Source organism: Moorella naiadis (nom. illeg.) (assembly GCF_051020825.1).
Classification (GTDB): Bacteria; Bacillota; DSM-521; order Neomoorellales; family Neomoorellaceae; genus Neomoorella; species Neomoorella naiadis.
In genome coordinates this window covers 12,069-29,586 of record NZ_JAXGFQ010000005.1, presented here as the reverse complement: position 1 = coordinate 29,586, position 17,518 = coordinate 12,069, and the positions used below count along the sequence as shown (strand labels likewise).

At 50.3% G+C, this 17,518-nt stretch carries 16 protein-coding genes; 15 read left to right on the top strand and 1 reads right to left on the bottom strand.

The window, feature by feature from the left end:
* The first annotated feature begins 10 nt into the window (after positions 1-10).
* The 7 genes from SDD30_RS04450 to SDD30_RS04420 all read left to right on the top strand — a co-directional run bounded on the left by SDD30_RS04450 (position 11) and on the right by SDD30_RS04420 (position 6,741).
* Positions 11-1,039, top strand: a complete 1,029-nt coding sequence (locus SDD30_RS04450) for a uroporphyrinogen decarboxylase family protein (RefSeq protein ID WP_434073739.1) — start codon at positions 11-13, stop codon at positions 1,037-1,039.
* A gap of 27 nt (positions 1,040-1,066) precedes the next feature.
* Positions 1,067-2,002 carry a carbohydrate kinase family protein gene (locus SDD30_RS04445; protein WP_434073738.1) on the top strand — a complete coding sequence of 312 codons (936 nt, stop codon included), beginning with the start codon at positions 1,067-1,069 and terminating at the stop codon, positions 2,000-2,002.
* A gap of 20 nt (positions 2,003-2,022) precedes the next feature.
* Positions 2,023-2,877 carry a class II fructose-bisphosphate aldolase gene (locus SDD30_RS04440; protein WP_434073737.1) on the top strand — a complete coding sequence of 285 codons (855 nt, stop codon included), beginning with the start codon at positions 2,023-2,025 and terminating at the stop codon, positions 2,875-2,877.
* Between the two features lie 100 nt (positions 2,878-2,977).
* Entirely contained in the window at positions 2,978-3,952 is a 975-nt protein-coding gene (locus SDD30_RS04435) for a substrate-binding domain-containing protein (RefSeq protein WP_434073736.1), read from the top strand.
* 147 nt (positions 3,953-4,099) lie between these two features.
* A complete protein-coding gene (locus SDD30_RS04430) occupies positions 4,100-5,626 on the top strand; it encodes a sugar ABC transporter ATP-binding protein (protein ID WP_434073735.1) in 1,527 nt (508 codons plus the stop codon).
* Entirely contained in the window at positions 5,589-6,587 is a 999-nt protein-coding gene (locus SDD30_RS04425) for an ABC transporter permease (protein ID WP_434073734.1), read from the top strand. Before SDD30_RS04430 ends, SDD30_RS04425 begins: the two co-directional genes overlap by 38 nt.
* A gap of 28 nt (positions 6,588-6,615) precedes the next feature.
* Positions 6,616-6,741, top strand: coding sequence for a hypothetical protein (locus SDD30_RS04420; protein ID WP_434073733.1), 126 nt, complete (start codon positions 6,616-6,618; stop codon positions 6,739-6,741).
* A gap of 275 nt (positions 6,742-7,016) precedes the next feature.
* Here the strand turns inward: SDD30_RS04420 and SDD30_RS04415 are convergent, their stop codons facing one another.
* Positions 7,017-7,967: an RpnC/YadD family protein gene (locus SDD30_RS04415; protein WP_434073732.1), complete on the bottom strand. Its 951-nt coding sequence runs from the start codon at positions 7,965-7,967 to the stop codon at positions 7,017-7,019.
* Positions 7,968-8,195: 228 nt separating this feature from the next.
* Between SDD30_RS04415 and SDD30_RS04410 the strand changes: the two genes are divergently transcribed.
* From SDD30_RS04410 to SDD30_RS04375, 8 genes are all read left to right on the top strand, one after another.
* Positions 8,196-9,263 (top strand): LacI family DNA-binding transcriptional regulator, encoded by a 1,068-nt coding sequence (locus SDD30_RS04410; protein WP_434073731.1) that lies wholly within the window; start codon positions 8,196-8,198, stop codon positions 9,261-9,263.
* 100 nt (positions 9,264-9,363) lie between these two features.
* Complete coding sequence (locus SDD30_RS04405) at positions 9,364-10,308, top strand: carbohydrate kinase family protein (RefSeq protein WP_434073730.1); 945 nt, start codon at positions 9,364-9,366, stop codon at positions 10,306-10,308.
* Positions 10,309-10,326: 18 nt separating this feature from the next.
* On the top strand, positions 10,327-11,427 hold the full coding sequence (locus SDD30_RS04400) for a type I phosphomannose isomerase catalytic subunit (protein WP_434073729.1): 1,101 nt from the start codon (positions 10,327-10,329) through the stop codon (positions 11,425-11,427).
* 151 nt (positions 11,428-11,578) lie between these two features.
* Complete coding sequence (locus SDD30_RS04395) at positions 11,579-12,640, top strand: substrate-binding domain-containing protein (RefSeq protein ID WP_434073728.1); 1,062 nt, start codon at positions 11,579-11,581, stop codon at positions 12,638-12,640.
* A gap of 78 nt (positions 12,641-12,718) precedes the next feature.
* Positions 12,719-14,206 (top strand): sugar ABC transporter ATP-binding protein, encoded by a 1,488-nt coding sequence (locus tag SDD30_RS04390; RefSeq protein WP_434073727.1) that lies wholly within the window; start codon positions 12,719-12,721, stop codon positions 14,204-14,206.
* Positions 14,203-15,171 carry an ABC transporter permease gene (locus SDD30_RS04385; RefSeq protein WP_434073726.1) on the top strand — a complete coding sequence of 323 codons (969 nt, stop codon included), beginning with the start codon at positions 14,203-14,205 and terminating at the stop codon, positions 15,169-15,171. Before SDD30_RS04390 ends, SDD30_RS04385 begins: the two co-directional genes overlap by 4 nt.
* A 149-nt stretch (positions 15,172-15,320) precedes the next feature.
* A complete protein-coding gene (locus SDD30_RS04380) occupies positions 15,321-16,400 on the top strand; it encodes a uroporphyrinogen decarboxylase family protein (RefSeq protein WP_434073725.1) in 1,080 nt (359 codons plus the stop codon).
* Positions 16,400-17,476 carry an aldose 1-epimerase family protein gene (locus SDD30_RS04375; RefSeq protein ID WP_434073724.1) on the top strand — a complete coding sequence of 359 codons (1,077 nt, stop codon included), beginning with the start codon at positions 16,400-16,402 and terminating at the stop codon, positions 17,474-17,476. Before SDD30_RS04380 ends, SDD30_RS04375 begins: the two co-directional genes overlap by 1 nt.
* Positions 17,477-17,518 lie beyond the last annotated feature (42 nt).

The window sequence follows — 17,518 nt, the reverse complement described above, 5'->3', positions numbered from 1 at the left end:
GGAAACAGACTTGAATTCCTACGAACGCGCCGTAGCCACCCTGCAAGGGGAAATCCCCGACCGGGTTCCTACCTTTGAACTGATGATCGACCCGGCGGTGATGCAGGCCTTGATTGGCAGTGACGATTACGCCGACTTCTGTGAGTATGCCGGCCTGGATATAGTCGTCACCGGAACGCCTTCCAAGCTCTACGAGGAAAAGGTGATCGACGCCGCCAGCCGGACGGTCGTCAACGAGTGGGGTGTCGTCCGCCGCTACAGCGAGCAGGTGGTTTCCATCCCCCTGGAAGGTCCTATTAAAGAACCCGCCGATGTCGAGAATTACACTCCTCCCGATCCTTACGATGAGCGCCGTTATACCCAGCTGCAAGTCCTCCTGCAGCGCTTTAAGGGCAAGAAACTTGTAGGCATGCACCTCCATGACTCCTTCAACTACCCCGTTTACCTGCGGGGTATGGAACAACTCTTTATGGATCTGATTATGAACCCGGAACTGGTGCAAAAACTGGTCCACATCTCCGTGGAACACAACATTGCCATTGCCGAGCGGGCCATCGACCTGGGCGCCGATTTTATCATCCTGGGCGACGACTACGGCAGCAGTACCAGCACCCTGGTATCGCCGCAGCATTTCCGCGAGTTTTTCCTGCCGGGGTTAAAGGAAGTAGTCCAGGCCGTCAAGGCCAAAGGCGCCTTCTGTTTGAAACACTGCTGCGGCAATATCAACGCCATTGTTGACGACATGGTGGCCACCGGCCTGGACGGCCTCCATCCCCTGGACGCCGGCGCCGACATGGACATGTTGGCCGTGAAAAACCGCCATCCGCAACTGACGGTCATCGGCGGCATTAGCTGCGCCGAGCCGCTGACGGAGTACAGTGTCGACGAATTGAAGCAGGAGGTTCAAAGGGTGATTCAACGGGTAGCCCCCGGCGGCCGCTATATCCTGGCTTCCAGCAATTCTATCCACAGCAAAGTGAAGCCAGAGAACTTTATGGCCATGCAGGCAGCGGTAAGGGAGTACGGGAGGTATAATTAGCACTTTAATAGAGGCTGGTGAGCAATAATGCCTGAAGTAGTTTCCTTTGGCATCCTGGTAGCTGACCTGATTGCCTACCCGATCAAAGAGTTACCCGAGAAAGGCAAACTGGTTCTGGCGGAGCGGATGCAATTATCAACGGGTGGCGGTGCGGCCAATACTGCTGTTGGCTTGAAAAAGCTGGGCATCGACGTGGCCATTATCGGCCGCGTTGGCACCGATGGTCTGGGCGACTTTGTTATTAACAAGCTCAATGAAGCAGGCTTGAATACTGCTGGTATCAAGCGTGATCCTGATAAAGGGACCTGCAGTTGCATGGTTTTGGTCCATCCTGATGGGGAACGTAGCTTTATCTATTATCATGGGGCCAATACCAGCTTAAAAGCCGAGGATGTTGATTTCAGCCTGCTGAAGGGCTGCAAGGTTTTCCACGTCGGCTACGCCCTGTTTCTGCCCTCCTTTGACGGTCCGCCGGCAGGAGAACTATTGAAGAAAATACAGCAACGCGGCTGCTTAACCGTCGTCGATACGGCCTGGGATAATGAAGGCAAGTGGATGACCACCCTGGAGCCTTATCTTCCCTATACCGACGTTTTCCTGCCCAGCTTGAATGAGGCGCAGATGTTAAGCGGGAAGGAAGAGCCCCCGGAGATAGCCCAATTCTTCCTGGATTGCGGAGTTAAAGTAGTTGGTATTAAACTGGGGAGCCAGGGTTCCTACGTCCAGAGCCAGGAAGAAAAGATATGGGCGCCACATTTTAAAGTCAACCCAGTTGATACTACCGGTGCCGGGGATTCTTTTGTGGCCGGCTTTATCGCTGGCCTGGTTAAAGGTTGGCCCCTGGAGCAGGTAGCCCGGTTCGCCAACGCCGTCGGCGCCCTGGCGACGACAGGGCTGGGGGCGACGGCCGGGGTAAAGGATATGGAAACGACCCTGCGGTTTATGGAAAAAAGCTCCTATTAGAGTTAGGGAGGTTCAACAAAATGGACTTTGTAACCATGAATGACATTGTTACCCAGCCGGGTAAGCAGGGTTGGGCGGTAGGTTCCTTCATAACCTTTAATATGGAAATGACGGAGGCTATCTTGGAAGCTGCAACTGAAGAACAGTCACCGGTAATCATGATGCTTTACCTGCCCTTTTATCTTAAACTTGGTAAAGGCTTGGTTCCCATGATTCGTGCCCTGGCTGAAGATATAAAGGTACCAGTATGCCTACATCTAGACCATGGCCAGAACCTGGAGCAGATTGTACAGGCTATCAAAATTGGTTTTTCTTCAGTAATGATTGATGGATCGGTACTTCCCTTGGAAGAAAACATTGCTCTGACCAAGAAAATTGCAGAAGTAGCACATGCTAGTGGTGTTTCCGTGGAAGCCGAACTGGGACATGTACCGGGAGGTGAGCAGTATTTAGGCCAAGAAAAGGTTGGGGAGCAGAAAACCAATCCAAATATTGCCGCGCGTTTTGTGGAGGAGACAGGTGTGGACGCCTTAGCTATCGCTGTAGGGAATCTTCAAGGAGGTGAAGTTGGAAGCGCAAGTATTGATCTTGATTGCCTGGCAGAGATTCGCCGCAGGGTCTCTTGTTTACTCGTGCTGCATGGAGGGACCTCCCTGGGTTCTAAGGAAGTAGAACGAGCAGTAAAGGCTGGAATTGATAAAATCAATTACTTTACCGATTTACGTCGCGCTTATGCAAGGAGTCTATTAGGAACAATAAACGGCGACCCCGACAATGCAGAACCAGAGGATTTGATTTTTAATGCCAAGGAACAGGTGAAAAAGGTAATAAAAGGAAAAATGCGGGTGTTTGGAAGTAGCGGCAAAGTATTTTAAAGCATTTTTCAGGAGGTGAAATTTATAGGATAAAGTTTATAGGATAAAGATGCTGAAGGTTAATGATGGCAATAACATTTTATAGGAGGAGGTATAATCGATGAACATGAAGAAGATTATTATGGGTTTGCTAGTACTGGTTCTAGCTCTGGCTTTTATAGGGTGCGGGGTTAGAGGGCCCGGCCAAACGAAGCAGGAGGGCAATAACGGACAACAAACCGCCCAAAAGAGCGGCAAAAAAATTTCTAAAGTCGGCTTTACCGTTATGACTATGAACAATCCTTTTTTTGTCAAGATGAGGGACGTAGCCAGACAGGAGTTAGAGAAAAACGGTATTAGTATGGTAGAGGCCGATCCCCAGTTTGATCCAGGTAAACAGCTTTCAGCAGTAGAAGACTTTGTTAACCAGGGTGTTGGCGCTATTTTTCTCGATCCGGTAGATGCAAATGCTATTGTCCCGGCAATTAAGAAGGCCAACCAGGCTGGCATCCCGGTATTTACCTTAGATGGTAATGCTGCCGGTGGTGATATTGTTAGTTTCGTAGGGACTGATAATGTTCAGGCGGGTCGCATTGTTGGTGAGTATTTGGCCAAACGTTTGAATGGTAAAGGTAAAATCGCCGTAATTGACTATCCTTTGGTAACTTCCTGCCTGGAAAGGGTACAAGGTTTAAAAGAAGCTCTTGCCAATTACCCGGATATTAAAATTATAGCTGAGCAAAAGGGCGGGACCGTTACAGACGCTTTAAAGGTTGCTGAAACCTGGATGAATCAGTATAAGGATCTTGACGCTATATTTGCCATTAATGACCCCAATGCTCTCGGTGCTTTAACAGCTATCGAGAATGCTAAAAGGCAGGATCATATTTTTGTTGTTGGTATCGATGGAGCCAAAGAGGCTTATGACGCTATGAGCCAGGGTAGGAATTTTGGCGCTACAGCTGCCCAATTCCCCGACAAAATGGCTATAAAAACCGTGGACAACTTGCTTAAATGGGCTAAAGGTGAACAAGTAGAAAAGGAGACCAAAATTCCAACAGAATTAATTACCAAGGATAATATTCCAAAATCCTAACTGGACCTCATGCCGTCTTGGCGGTACCATCAAAATGTGTAAATAATAGATGCAGGATTTTCAGATGAAATTTTCGACTACCTGTACCGCCGGTTAACCCGGCGGTACAGGTAATAACTCAACCCACCAGGGGTGGGAGGGAAAGAAATGCCCCAAATGATCCTGGAAATGCGGCAAATAACCAAAAGCTACCCCGGGGTTCAGGCTTTAAACAAGGTCGATTTTGTTCTTTATGCCGGCGAGGTGCACGCCCTAGTGGGAGAGAATGGGGCCGGCAAGTCGACCCTGATGAAAATCCTGGCCGGGGCTGTCCCCAGGGACGCAGGGGAAATAAAAGTTAAAGGGGAAGCAGTTTCTACCTGGGACCCCCGGGAAGCCCAAGCTCAAGGCATAGCCATTATTTATCAGGAGCGCAACCTGATTCCCTACCTTAATGTAGCCCAGAACATCTTCCTGGGCCGCGAACCGGGCGCCAAAGGTCTGGTCGATTTTCCCCGGCTTTATCGTAATGCCCGGGAGCTAATAGGCAAAATAGGTGCGGATATAAATATCCACGCCCGGGTCGGCAAGCTCACTGCCGCCCAGCAGCAAATGGTCGAAATAGCCAAGGCCCTCTCCATGCAGGCCGAGATCATTTTAATGGATGAACCAACCTCATCCCTCTCCGAACGCGAAAAGGAAGCCCTGTTTACCCTCATTCGCCAGCTTAAAGACCAGGGAAAAGCAATCATCTATATTTCCCACCGCATGGAAGAAATTTTTGAGATAGCCGACCGGATAACAGTTTTACGCGACGGCGAGAAAATCGGCACCTATCTCCCCGCTGAGATTGACAAAGAGAGCCTGGTACGCCTGATGGTGGGCCGGGCCATTAAAGAAGATAGCTACTATCAGCAAATAAAGGTTGGCGCTAAGGTCCTGGAAGTTAAAAACTTAAGCCGCAAGGGTGCCTTTAATAACATCAGTTTCTCCCTGGCTGCCGGCGAGATCCTGGGGTTTGCCGGCCTGGTGGGAGCCGGTAGAAGCGAAATGGCCCGGGTGCTATTTGGAGTCGACAAACTTGATGGCGGGGCAATCTATTTTAAGGGTCAGAGGGTCAAAATTAATGCCTCCCAGGACGCCTTAAAGCTGGGCATCGGCCTGGTGCCGGAGGACCGCAAAGAACAAGGCCTGATTCTCGGGATGACAGTTAAGGAAAATATGACTCTGGCCCTGCTAAGGGAAATAGCTCCCCTGGGAGTTATATCACGTCTGAGACAGTTAAAGTTCTGCCAGCAGTACACTGCAAGGTTAAATCTAAAGACCCCTAGCTTCGAACAAAAGGTGCGTAATTTAAGTGGTGGCAACCAGCAAAAAGTAGTTATTGCCAAATGGCTGGCGGTCAATCCTGCCGTACTGATTCTTGATGAACCAACCAGGGGCATCGACGTCGGTGCCAAGAGCGAGATCCACAACTTGATCCGGCAGATGGCCGAAAACGGCATCGCCGTAATGGTCATTTCCTCGGAACTACCTGAACTCCTGCAGCTTTGCCACCGCATCCTGATCATGCGGGAAGGGGAGCTGGTAGGGGAAGTAGCCCGGGAAGCGGCCAGCGAGGAATTGATTATGTCCTATGCAACGGGAGGTAAGAGAGATGGCGGAAGTAGCATCGTCAGCTCAGGAAGAGGCTAAGAATAATAAAAAGAAAAAGGGGTTTAGTAATCTTTCCCTACAGCATGAACTCAGCGTTTTAATCGGTTTAATGGTGTTAGTGGGGATCTTCAGTCTCCTTTCCGATCGCTTTTTAACCTTGAATAACCTCATTAGCGTTGCCAACCAAGTTTCCATGGTCTTTATCATTAGCGTGGGCATGACTATTGTTATTATCCTGGCCGGCATGGACCTGTCGGTAGGCTCGGTGGCCGGCCTGGCGGGTATGATCACCGCCGGGTTTTTATCGGCCGGTCATGGCGTCCTGGTAGCCCTGCTGGTTGGCCTTTTAATCGGGGCTGCCGTAGGGTTCTTTAATGGCCTGGTAATTACTAAAGTCGGTATCACCGACTTTATCGTCACCTTGGCCACTATGTCGATAGCCCACGGTTTCATCTTCGCCTACACCGGCGGCTATCCCATTTATAAGAATATCCCGGACACTTTTTTATTGTTGGGGCAGGGTTATATCGGCTTTGTGCCCATACCGGTCATCCTGGCCCTGATAGCCTTCGCCGCCGGGCATTTTCTCCTCTCACGCTGCCGCCTGGGTACCTATTTCTATGCCGTGGGTGGCAACCGGGAGGCAGCCCGGTTGTCGGGAATTAATGTCGACCGGATCCGGTTGCTGGGCTACGTTATAAGCGGGGTTCTGGCAGCCTTTGCCGGTATTATTATGACCTCCCGTTTGGGCTCGGGACAACCGACTGCCGGTGATACCTTCCTCTTCGACGCCATCGGGGCGACTGTCCTGGGTGGGACTAGCCTCATGGGCGGCGAGGGCACCATGTTTGGTACGGTTATCGGTGTGGCCATCATCGGCATTATCAGTAACGGTTTAACCCTGTTAAACGTGCCTTTCTTTTACCAGGAGGTAATCAAAGGGCTGATAATCGTCCTGGCCGTGGCTTATAACTCTTATAAATCAATGCGGAATCGTTAAACACCCGGGTAAAAAAGGAGTCGGAGCAATGCTTTATCCCTTAAAATTTAAGCCTCAGGCCGGGGTTCTAAGTATGGCTCAGCAGCCGGCGATAAATTATATAGACCTGCTGATGGCAATGAAAGCTGGTATCAAGGCTGAAGTTCAAACGTAAAATGCATCTTTTTAGTAGTAGCGGTAAAGATGGATAAAGCTTATTTATTAGCGACCATAATTCATGCTTCGCTCGCATAAACTCCAAGGCCATTTGCCGCCCTGATTCTGGAAGCGCATTACCCCGTCCCATCACGCCTACGCAGTTAACGGTGTTGATCAGGGGCTTCAGCTTCCGCTCGCAGGATATTGCCTTTCATATATCATTTCATGGCCTCCTTCTCCCTTAAAAATACCAGTCTGGGTGGATCTTCCCCCTTAGACTCCCCCGCTAATCTAAAATAGTCCGGTAAACTCCGCCAAACTTCCTATTTTGATGCTTTTCCGGAGGAGTATTTTTAATTTACCAGGGTCTTCAATCATAGCCAGCTTCTGCTTGACGGAATCATCAACTATTCCAAAGCGCTCTTCCAGAACTTCGATAATGTCTTCCCTGGCTTTCTCCAGCTTCCCTTCTTCTCGCCATGGCTGGCCGATATACTTCAGTTGCAGGGACATCTCCTTCCACCTCCGCAGGGTTTCGTTGAATTCTTCCAGTTCCTGGGGGCTGTACATACCCTCCAGGTAATAGCCAAGCATGGTCAGGATCTTGTCTATGTATTCTTGCGCTACCTTTAACTCAACCAGCCTTTTTGCTATGGCAGCGACCATTTCACCGGGCGTCATTCTTGTCCGGGTAAAGGGTAACAGCGGCCATATCCCGGGCTCATCGCTGCTGAGCAATTCCGTGTCCTGCAGACTGTTCACCTTGAATACCAGGCAGGTAAAGGTGGCAATGGTTACGGTAGTTTCGGGTAGTCCCAGTTGCATCATGGGACGCGTTTGCCAGGTTACGGGGTTGCCCCCTTGTTTTTCTTTATTGTAGTCTACCAGGATGGGCAGGATAGTCAGCCCGTGTTTGCGCTTTAATAGTACGGCATACTCCCACAGGCGCTCCCAGATAGTCGGGTCATGGTAACGCTGAAACTCCTGGATGACACCGATGCTGCTACCGTCCGCCAGTATTATTTTTACCACCTGGTCGCTTTCTACCCAGCTGCGGAAGGTTTCCTTCACGATTTCTTTATCCAGCAGGGTCACTTCTTGGGGTTGAAGGCCAGGTAGCAGAAACTTTAAAAAATCCCTGGTAAAGTGTTCGGCCGCCGTCTTGTCACCCAGGTCCCAGTAGTTGGGCAAGCGTTCTTTGAGCCGTTCTTCTTTTTGCACAGTTGCCTTTTCACGATCCATTTTACCAACTCCTTTGGCTCATGTCGAGGCATAATTAACTCCATTCTTTTAGAATATATGTTCGTAATTAAACTTGATTTCCCTTCTTTATAAGGATAAAAAAGTGGCAAGCAGGAAAAGAATTTTTTAAAAAGCTAACCTTGTAAGCAGGAATCCCGAAAGTAACGTCGAATATATGACAACGATAGTCATAGACAACGTTATCAAATCAGAGGAGTAAGGTTTATTTTGATAAATGGAAACGATGCTTTCCGGAGCCTGCCGACAATAAAGGATGTAGCTGCCGCCGCCGGGGTTTCCCTAAAGACTGTTTCTCGGGTTATCAACGGCGACGAACACGTCCGCGAACAGACCAAAGCAAAGGTCCTGGCGGCCATCAAGGCGATGGGTTACCAGCCGAACGCCATCGCCAGGAGTTTGCGGGTTAAGAAAACCTATACCATCGGCGTCATCATCGCTGATATAACCAACAGCTTTTACAGTGCTATTGTCCGGGGCATCGAAGACATCGCCACTAATAAAAACTACAGCCTCCTTATTGCTAACTCTGACGAGATGCTGAAGAAAGAAAAGCAGTATACCCGTATCTTTGTGGAAAAGCAGGTAGAGGGTATGATTATCGTCCCGGCGGGCGGCTCCCACCAGTACCTGGAGCACCTGGCCGGGCACCTGCCCCTGGTCTTCGTGGACCGGCAACCGGAAGATTTTAAGAGCGCTTCCATTGTTAAGGTGGAAAATAGCCAGGGTGCCTATAACCTAACTTGCCATTTACTGCAACACGGCTACCGGGAAATTGCCTATATCGGCCATATCGCCGGTCTAACAACGGGGGAAGAACGCTTCGCCGGTTTTCAAAAAGCCATGGAGGAACATGGCCAGGAGATCACACCTTCCCTGGTGCGGATGGGTAGTAAAACGGTAATGGATGCCTTCCGGGCCACCCAGGAGGTTTTAACGAGACAGCTGCACCGCCCTCAGGCAATTTTTGCGACCAACAACATCATGGTGCTGGGAGCATTACGGGCCTTGACCCATCTGGGCCTGGAGGTGCCACGGGATATAGCCCTGGTGGGTTTTGATGACTTTGAAACGGCGGATACCTGCCGGCCCCGCCTGACCGTCGTATCCCAGCCGGCTTACGCCATGGGCCGGGAGGCAGCCATGATGTTGTTCCGCCAGATGGAAGGGACTGCCGCCGTGCAGGAAATTACCTTGTCGACGGAATTGATCATCAGGGAATCCTGCGGCTGCCTGGGGCAATTCCAGCGACAACCCGGACAGGAGAAGATAAGCTAAATTAGCATCAATTGACAACGTTGTTTTTTGTCGAGCTGCCGCATTAATATTTCAAAATTAGCGTTTATGTAACCGGAGCCTTTTAGCGAGGTGGCTGTTGATGCCGGAAGTAATCTGCCTGGGAATTATGGTAGCCGATTTAGTGGGCCGGCCCGTACGCAGCTTCCCGGAGAAAGGAAAATTAGCCCTGGTAGATGCCATGGAACTGCATACCGGCGGCTGTGCCGTTAATACCGGGCGAGCCTTGAGCAGGCTGGGGGTTAAGACGGGCGTTATTGGCAAAGTAGGAGCCGATGCCCTGGGCGACTTTATCATCAAGGAACTGGAGCGTGGTGGGATAGATACCGGGGGCATCAGGCGGGCCGCCGGCGTCAATACTTCAGCGACCATGGTCATGGTCAGTGAAGATGGTGAACGCTCCTTTATCCACTATATCGGCGCCAATGCTACCTTAAGACCGGAGGATATTAACTGGGATCTGGTCAAGGGCGCGCGCCTGCTGCACCTGGCCGGCAGTTTAGTAATGCCGGGTTTTGATGGTGAGCCGGCAGCCGCGGTGCTGAAAAGGGCGCAGGAGATGGGTTGCCTGACCAGCATCGATACGGCCTGGGACGCCACCGGCCGCTGGCGGGAACTCATTGACCCCTGCCTGCCCTATACCGACGTCTTTTTACCCAGCCTGGACGAGGCGCGGATGCTATCCGGCTATGAGGAACCAGCAGCGATAGCGGCCAGCTTCCTGCAGAGGGGGGTGAAGATAGTCGGCATTAAGATGGGTGCCGCCGGTTCTTTTGTGGCTTCGGCCGGGGAAAGCTTTTTGATGCCGCCCTTTAAAGTAGAAGCCGTTGACGCTACCGGGGCCGGCGATGCTTTTGTAGCCGGTTTCCTGGCCGGGCTGGTGCGGGGCCTTGATTTAAAAGCAACAGCCCGGCTGGCCAATGCCGTCGGGGCCCTGGCCGTCACCGCCGTGGGCGCCTCCAGCGGCATCCGTAGCTGGGAAGAAACTCAAGGATTTATTACAGCAAATTGTAATAACACCAACTAACAAAGGAGTCATAGTAGTATGCTTTATCCATTAAAATTTCGTCCTCATTTACGCTTTTATCCCTATGGCGGCTACCGCATTGCCCGCATGTTTGCCAAGGAGGATATCCCCACTGACAGGACCGTAGCGGAAAGCTGGGAAATCAGCGCCTGTCCCGGGTCGGAAGGGATCATTAAAAACGGACCCCTGGCAGGGTTAAACCTCCAGGAAGCAGTGGATAGATTCCAGGCCGGCCTGGTAGGGGAAGCGGTCTGGCAGCAATATGGGAATTACTTTCCCCTGTTAATCAAGTTTCTCGACTGTGCCAAGGACCTGCCGCCCCAGGTGCACCCCGATGACAAGTATGCCGCGCAAGTAAACCTGCCCTACCGGGGCAAGACCGAAGCGTGGTACGTTTTGGCAGCAGATGAAGGGGCCGGCCTCTGGTGCGGCAGCAAGCCGGGATTGACTGTAAAGGAATTTCGCACCCTTATCGAGAGGGGTGATACCTTTGCCCCTATGAAAAAGGTGCCCAGCAAGGTAGGAGCCACCTACTTTATCCCCGGCGGTCATCTCCACGCCATTGGCGCCGGCAATTTTATCGTGGAAGTGCAGCAGAACAGCGACGCCATCTTTGCCTGGGACTGGCTGGACTGGGATTTTGATGAAGAACGCCGTAAGAGCGATATTGAACACAGCCTGCAGGCAGCTGTCATCCAGGATGGCGATCCCGAGGATATCACTCCTATCGCTTTAGAAAAAGGGAAAAACCTCCAGGAATATCTTTGCGCCTGCCGTTACTTTACCATGGAACGATTAAGCCTCAGGGAACCCTGGGCCGAAGGCGGGGACCCAAGGCGATTTACTACCCTGATCCCGGTAGCAGGTCAGGGGCAGTTGCAGTACGACGACGGGGCGGAGCAGGTTAAAGCCGGGGAATCCCTGCTTTTACCGGCGCAGATGGGCGCCTGGACCCTGGAACCGGAAGGGGAATTGATTTTAATCCGTGCCCTGGTGCCGGTGGACTTGCTGGAGGATATCATCCAGCCCCTGCGTGCGGCTGGAATAAACGATGAGAGAATTATATCCCTTGGTGGTTATGGTATCCAGAACGACCTGCGCGTGGTACTTAAAAGATAAGAGATGCTCCCTTTCAGGGGTATCAATATAACTTTATCACAAAGGAGGAGGATCCTTTATAGTAGCAAAACTATCATAAATTAAACAAACTGGTAGGCATGAGGGTCGAGGGTTTCTAAGTTTTACTCAATTTTTTATGGGAGGGATTAAGATGAAAAATTTCCAGAGTGTAAAAAAGGTTTTAGTAGGGATTATTGTGGCGGTTTTAGCTCTATCGTTAGTGGCCTGTGGAGGATCCAAAAACGAGGGAACCCAAACTGGAGGTTCGTCAGCTACCCAAACGGAATCAAAGGCCTCTAAACCTGCTAAGATAACAGTGGCCGGCGTCGTATTCCAGGAAGATCAATTCATGAAGCTATTGCAAAAAGGTTACCAGGATGCGGCCAAGGCAGCCGGAGTAGAGTGCTTAGTGAGCAATACCAATAATGACCAGGCTAAAGAGACGGAGTTAATCAATACCTATGTTGCTCAGAAAGTCAACGGTATTGCCATAGCTCCCTTGAGCGCCGATGCTTCGGTGGTCACCCTTAAAAAAGCCTCCGAGCAAGGAGTGAAGATTGCTGTATCCAATATAAATTTAAACAATGCTCCCTTCATCGTAGGCGGCTATACTTCGGACAATAAGGAACTTGGAAAGCGTACAGGTCAGGAAGCCGCTAAGTTTATCCAGGAAAAACTAGGCGGAAAAGCTAAAATAGCTATTCTTCAATTTAAATCTCTTCTTCCTGAGCAAAGCGGTGACCGTACTAACGGATTCCTAGACGAAGTCAAGAAACTTCCCGGCGTGGAAATTGTGGCGGATCAAGATGCCTGGCTGCAGGATAAAGCGGTACAGGTAGCAGGCGATATTATTACCGCCCATCCTGACGTCAACATCATCTGGGCTGCCAATGAAGGCGGCACCATAGGCGCCACCATGGCAGTGCAAAATGCAGGTAAAGCAGGCAAGATATTTACCTTCGGAACGGATGCCAGTGAGCAACTGGTTGCCATGTTAAAAGATCCGGCCAATATATTACAAGCTGTAACGGGTCAGGACCCGTATAATATGGGGTACAAAACCATGGAGACCCTCATCAAAGCCGTCAAGGGTGAAGACGTAAGCAGCACAAAAGGTAAATGTATTACAGTTCCCGGTGTGGTTTTAAGTCGTTCCAATCCCGATGGCATAGCCAAATTTGAAGCCGATTTAAAGGAAAAGATGGGTAAATAATTAGGTACACAGAAAATATGAACAGTGGGGATTTGCAATTTGCAAATCCCCACCTATAAAAATGCGAGGTAAAATGTCATGAGCATTTTACAGACACGTAGCGTCACGAAGATATATCCTGGCACCATAGCATTAGAAAACGTATCCGTATCTTTTACCAGCGGTAAAGTTCACGCCTTAATCGGCAAAAATGGTTCCGGAAAATCAACCTTAGTAAAAATATTTTCCGGAGCAATAGAACCCACCAGGGGTGAAATTTTAATAGATGGCACCCCCATTAAATTTAGCGACCCGGCAGAAGCTTTTTTAAAGGGTATAGCCACTGTCTATCAAGAACTCAGCCTCATACCAGGCCTAACAGTAGCCGAAAATATCTTCATGGGGAGATTACCCATGAAAGGAAGATTTGTAGACTGGAAAAAGATTTACGCCATGGCCGAAGAACTCCTGGCTGAGATGAAAGTAGATATTTCCCCCCAAGAAATAGTCTATAATCTAAGCATGTGGCAGCGGCAAATGATAGAGATAGTAAAAGCCATGAGCTTTAAACCCAAAGTATTACAATTGGACGAACCTACCTCAGCTTTATCTTATCATGAGACGCAGTCCCTCTTTAAAATGGTAAGAGAACTTAAGAAAAAAGATGTCATTATAATATATGTTTCCCACCGCCTCCAAGAGCTTTGGGAGGTAGCCGACACCTGCACGGTCTTAAGAGACGGAAAACTAATAGGCACCATACCTATGCAAACTGCTACCCATGAGCAAATAATAAAAATGATGTTTGGCGACGTTAAAATAAACACCAGGCCCTCTGACCTCAAAATATCCGATGAAATAGTATTAGAAGTAAAAAACCTCACTCGTAAAAATTACTTTGAAAACATTTCCTTCCAACTTAAAAAAGGAGAAATACTGGGGATAGCAGGCATGTTGGGCTCCGGAAGAACAGAACTATTAAAGTCTATTTTCGGTGCCGATCCCCTAGATAGCGGTGAAATAATAATAAACGGTAAACGTATCAGCGCGCCTGATCCTATAAAAATGAAAAAAGAAGGTCTGGCCCTGACGCCGGAAGATAGAAAAAACGAAGGGTTAAACCTGATAGGGTCAATCAAAGATAATCTATGTGTCGCAAGTCTTGACTTAATAGCAAACGGTTCCTTTATAAACCCTAAAACAGAAAACAACTTCGCTAATCGTCAAGTAAGAGAACTGGAAATAAAAGTATCAGATATAGCCCATCCAGTATCCTCCCTTTCAGGAGGGAACCAGCAAAAAGTAGTAGTAGGTAATTGGCTAAATATAGATCCCAAAATAATATTCTTCGATGAACCTTCCCGGGGCATTGATGTAAATGCCAAACAACAAATATTTAAGATAATTTGGGACCAGTCCAGAAAGGGTGTATCCAGTGTCATAGTATCCTCAGAGTTGGAAGAACTCTTAGAGGTATGCCATAGAATACTCATTATGAGGCAAGGGCGTTTCGTAGGAGAAGTAAAGCCGGAAGAAACGAAAATAGAACAGCTATATTCGTTATGTATGGGAGTGGAAAAGAATTGAAACTGGAAATGCGAAAAATATTAAATAGATATATGCTGGAATGCATTCTTTTAGTAATTAGTATCGCTATAGCCTTTATGGCGCCGGGCTTTTTGACTCCCAGTAACTTGCTGAATATCTTAAGGAATATATCTTTACAGGGAGTTATAGCTTTTGGTATGACCATGGTAATTATAGCCGGAGAGATAGACCTATCTATTGGCTCCACTGTAGCCTTGACCGGTGTCATTATAGCCCTTACCGCAGGTGGCCTGGCAAAAGCCGGTATAATGCCCATGGAGACAGGAGTTATAGTGGGTATAATCCTGGCATTTATTATAGCTGCCTTAGTAGGACTTTTTAACGGATGGCTTTTGACCACCTTTAAAATGCCCTCCTTCATTATTACTTTGGCAATGCTGAATGCCTTATACGGCATAACGGCCATCATATCCAGAGGATTTCCTGTTACCACACTTCCCAGATGGTATAACATGCTAGGTGCGGGTCATATATTTTCCATACCTATACCTGCCATCATCCTGCTTATAGTATTTGTGATAATATCCATCATAATGAACAAAACAAAGTTTGGGCGCTCCGTATATGCAGTGGGTGGTAACCCTGAAGCGGCTCGCCTTTCAGGTATAAATGTGCGCAGTGTAAAAATCATGGTCATGATAGCTGTGCAGGTCCTGGCAGCCCTTGCCGGCACATTAGTATCATCCCAGGTTATGGCGGGTTCTTCTACGTTTGGCAAAGGATGGGAATTAAACGTCATCGCCTCGGTCATTATCGGTGGTGCTAGTCTATTCGGCGGCATAGGCAAAGTATGGGGCACCTTCATAGGTCTTGCATTTCTAGGTATATTAATAAACGGCATGACCCTCTTGAATATTAATGAATACGTGCAATATGTAGTAAGGGGTTTATTGATACTTGCAGCGGTTCTCGTAAATACCATGCAAACACAAGTGAAGAAATAAGAAAATCCCTATATTCCTTTCCTGTTTTCCTCTATTTATTGCTACCCCTTTACCAATGTAACTATCCAGGGAATCCACCTCAGGGCCAGATAACCTTTGGTTTTGGCCAAAACGCTTAATAAAGCTTAAAAAATATGGAGGTGCTTAAAATGCGCGCAATGACTCCCCTCCAACGATGCCTGGCCGCTCTCCGTTTTGAGGTTCCCGACCGGGTGCCGGTAGTACCCCAGTCCTTTATGGTAGCCTGCGCTACGGCCGGGTACAAGATCGGTGAGATCAATAAAAGTGGCAAGCTCATGGCCGAAACCCACCTCGTCAGCCAGGCCAAATACGGCTACGACGGCGTCGTCATCGATATAGATGATGCCACCCTGGCCGAGGCCTGCGGCGCCAAAGTTATCTGGCGGGAAAATGATGTGGCTATAGTGGATGAGGAAGATGTGGTTTTAAAGGACCTGCGGCAGATTGACGACCTCCCTTTGCCCGATCCCTACAGTTCCGGGCGCCTGCCGGAATGGCTGGAGGCCACCCGGATTTTGCGGGAAAAGATCGGTGACCATGTTTTCATTATGGGCCGGGCCGATCAGGGTCCCTTTGACCTGGCCTGTCTCCTCCGGGGGGCGCAGCAGTTTATGATTGACCTGGTAACCGAACCGCCGGAACTCATCTGGAAGGTCCTGGACTACTGCCGGCGGGCCGGGACGCTGTTTGCCCGGGCCCAGAAGGATGCCGGGGCCCACGCCACTTCCATTGGCGATTCCTTTGCCGGCCCCAACCTTATTTCCCCGGCCATGTTCCGCCAGTTCGCCCTGGAGCATGAGATTACTATGACTAAAGAAGTCCAGGATTACGGCATTCCTTTCTCCATTCATATTTGCGGTGATACGACGGCCATCCTGGAAGACATGGCCTCTACCGGCGCCCAGATCCTGGAGCTTGACTGGCAGGTCGATATGGGCTATGCCAAAAGGGTCGTTGACAACCGGGCCGTTCTCATGGGTAATATCAACCCCAGCGATCCCCTGGTCTGGGGCACACCGGAAACAATTGAAGCCCAGGCTAAGAATATTATTGAGGCCACTGGGGGTATTGGCCTTTTCCTGAGTTCGGGTTGCGCCATGGGTTACAATACACCGGAGGCCAATATGCGGGCCTTGTGTGAGGCCGGTAAAAAGTATGGCAGCTATGAGCGGTTAATGGAGTTGCAGGAGAAAAGGAGTAAGGCTTAATGGCGTACCTTTTTGACCGGGAGTTTACCCGCCGGGATATCCGGCGCTACTTTGGCAGCCTGGAACAGGTGGCCGGCCTCCGCCCCTTTACCTACGGTGAGGGAAGGGCTGAGGGCCTCAAGGCGGTTGAGGTCAGGACGGGGAGCGGTTTCCGGTTTGTCGTCCTGCCGGGGCGGGGCCTGGATATCGGCCTGGCCGAGTACCGGGGCCTGCCCCTGGCCTTTCGTTCGGCAGTGGGAGAGAGTGGTCCCCAGTATTTTGAACCGGCCGGCCTGGGATGGTTGAGGAACTTTGGCGGCGGCCTCCTGGTTACCTGCGGCCTGACCTACCTGGGCTCACCTTGCCAGGATGCCGGGGAGGAACTGGGCCTTCACGGCCGCATTAACAACGTTCCGGCCGAGGAGCTGGGTACGGCGACTGCCTGGGAGGGGGATGAGTGCATCTTTACTATTAAGGGCTGGGTACGGGAGGTTGCAGCCGTCTTTGGGCCCAACGTAGTACTGGATAGGACCATCCGGGCGCGCCTGGGGGAGAACCGCCTGTTTATCCACGACGTGGTCACCAATGAGGGCTGGCAGCCGGCGCCCCATATGATCCTTTATCATATCAATCTGGGGTATCCCGTCCTCGATGCCGGTGCCGAACTGCTGGCTGCCAGCCGGGAGGTAAAACCCCGGGACGAAGTGGCTGCCCGCGGGACATCTTCTTACAGCATTTACCAGGGTCCGACGCCTGGTTTCCCCGATACTGTCTTTTATCACGACCTCCTGCCTGATGCCAAAGGTTGGTGCCAGGCCGCCCTGGTCAACCGCCGCTTCAATCTGGCTGTATATGTCCGTTATGAACGCCAGCACCTGCCGAACTTTATCCAGTGGAAGTTTACCGGCGAAGGTAACTATGCGGCTGGCCTGGAGCCGGCCAACTGCCTGGTGGAAGGGCGGGCTAAAGAGCGGCAACGCGGCACCCTGGTGTACCTGGCCCCGGGCGAGGCCCGGGAATACCGCCTGGAGATTGGTGTCCTGACCACGGCAGCTGAAATAGACGCCTTTGCCAGGGCCCTGCCGGCTGTTTCATAAGCCGATGGCGGCAGCGGCATTAATTGAAGGCCAGGCAGGTAA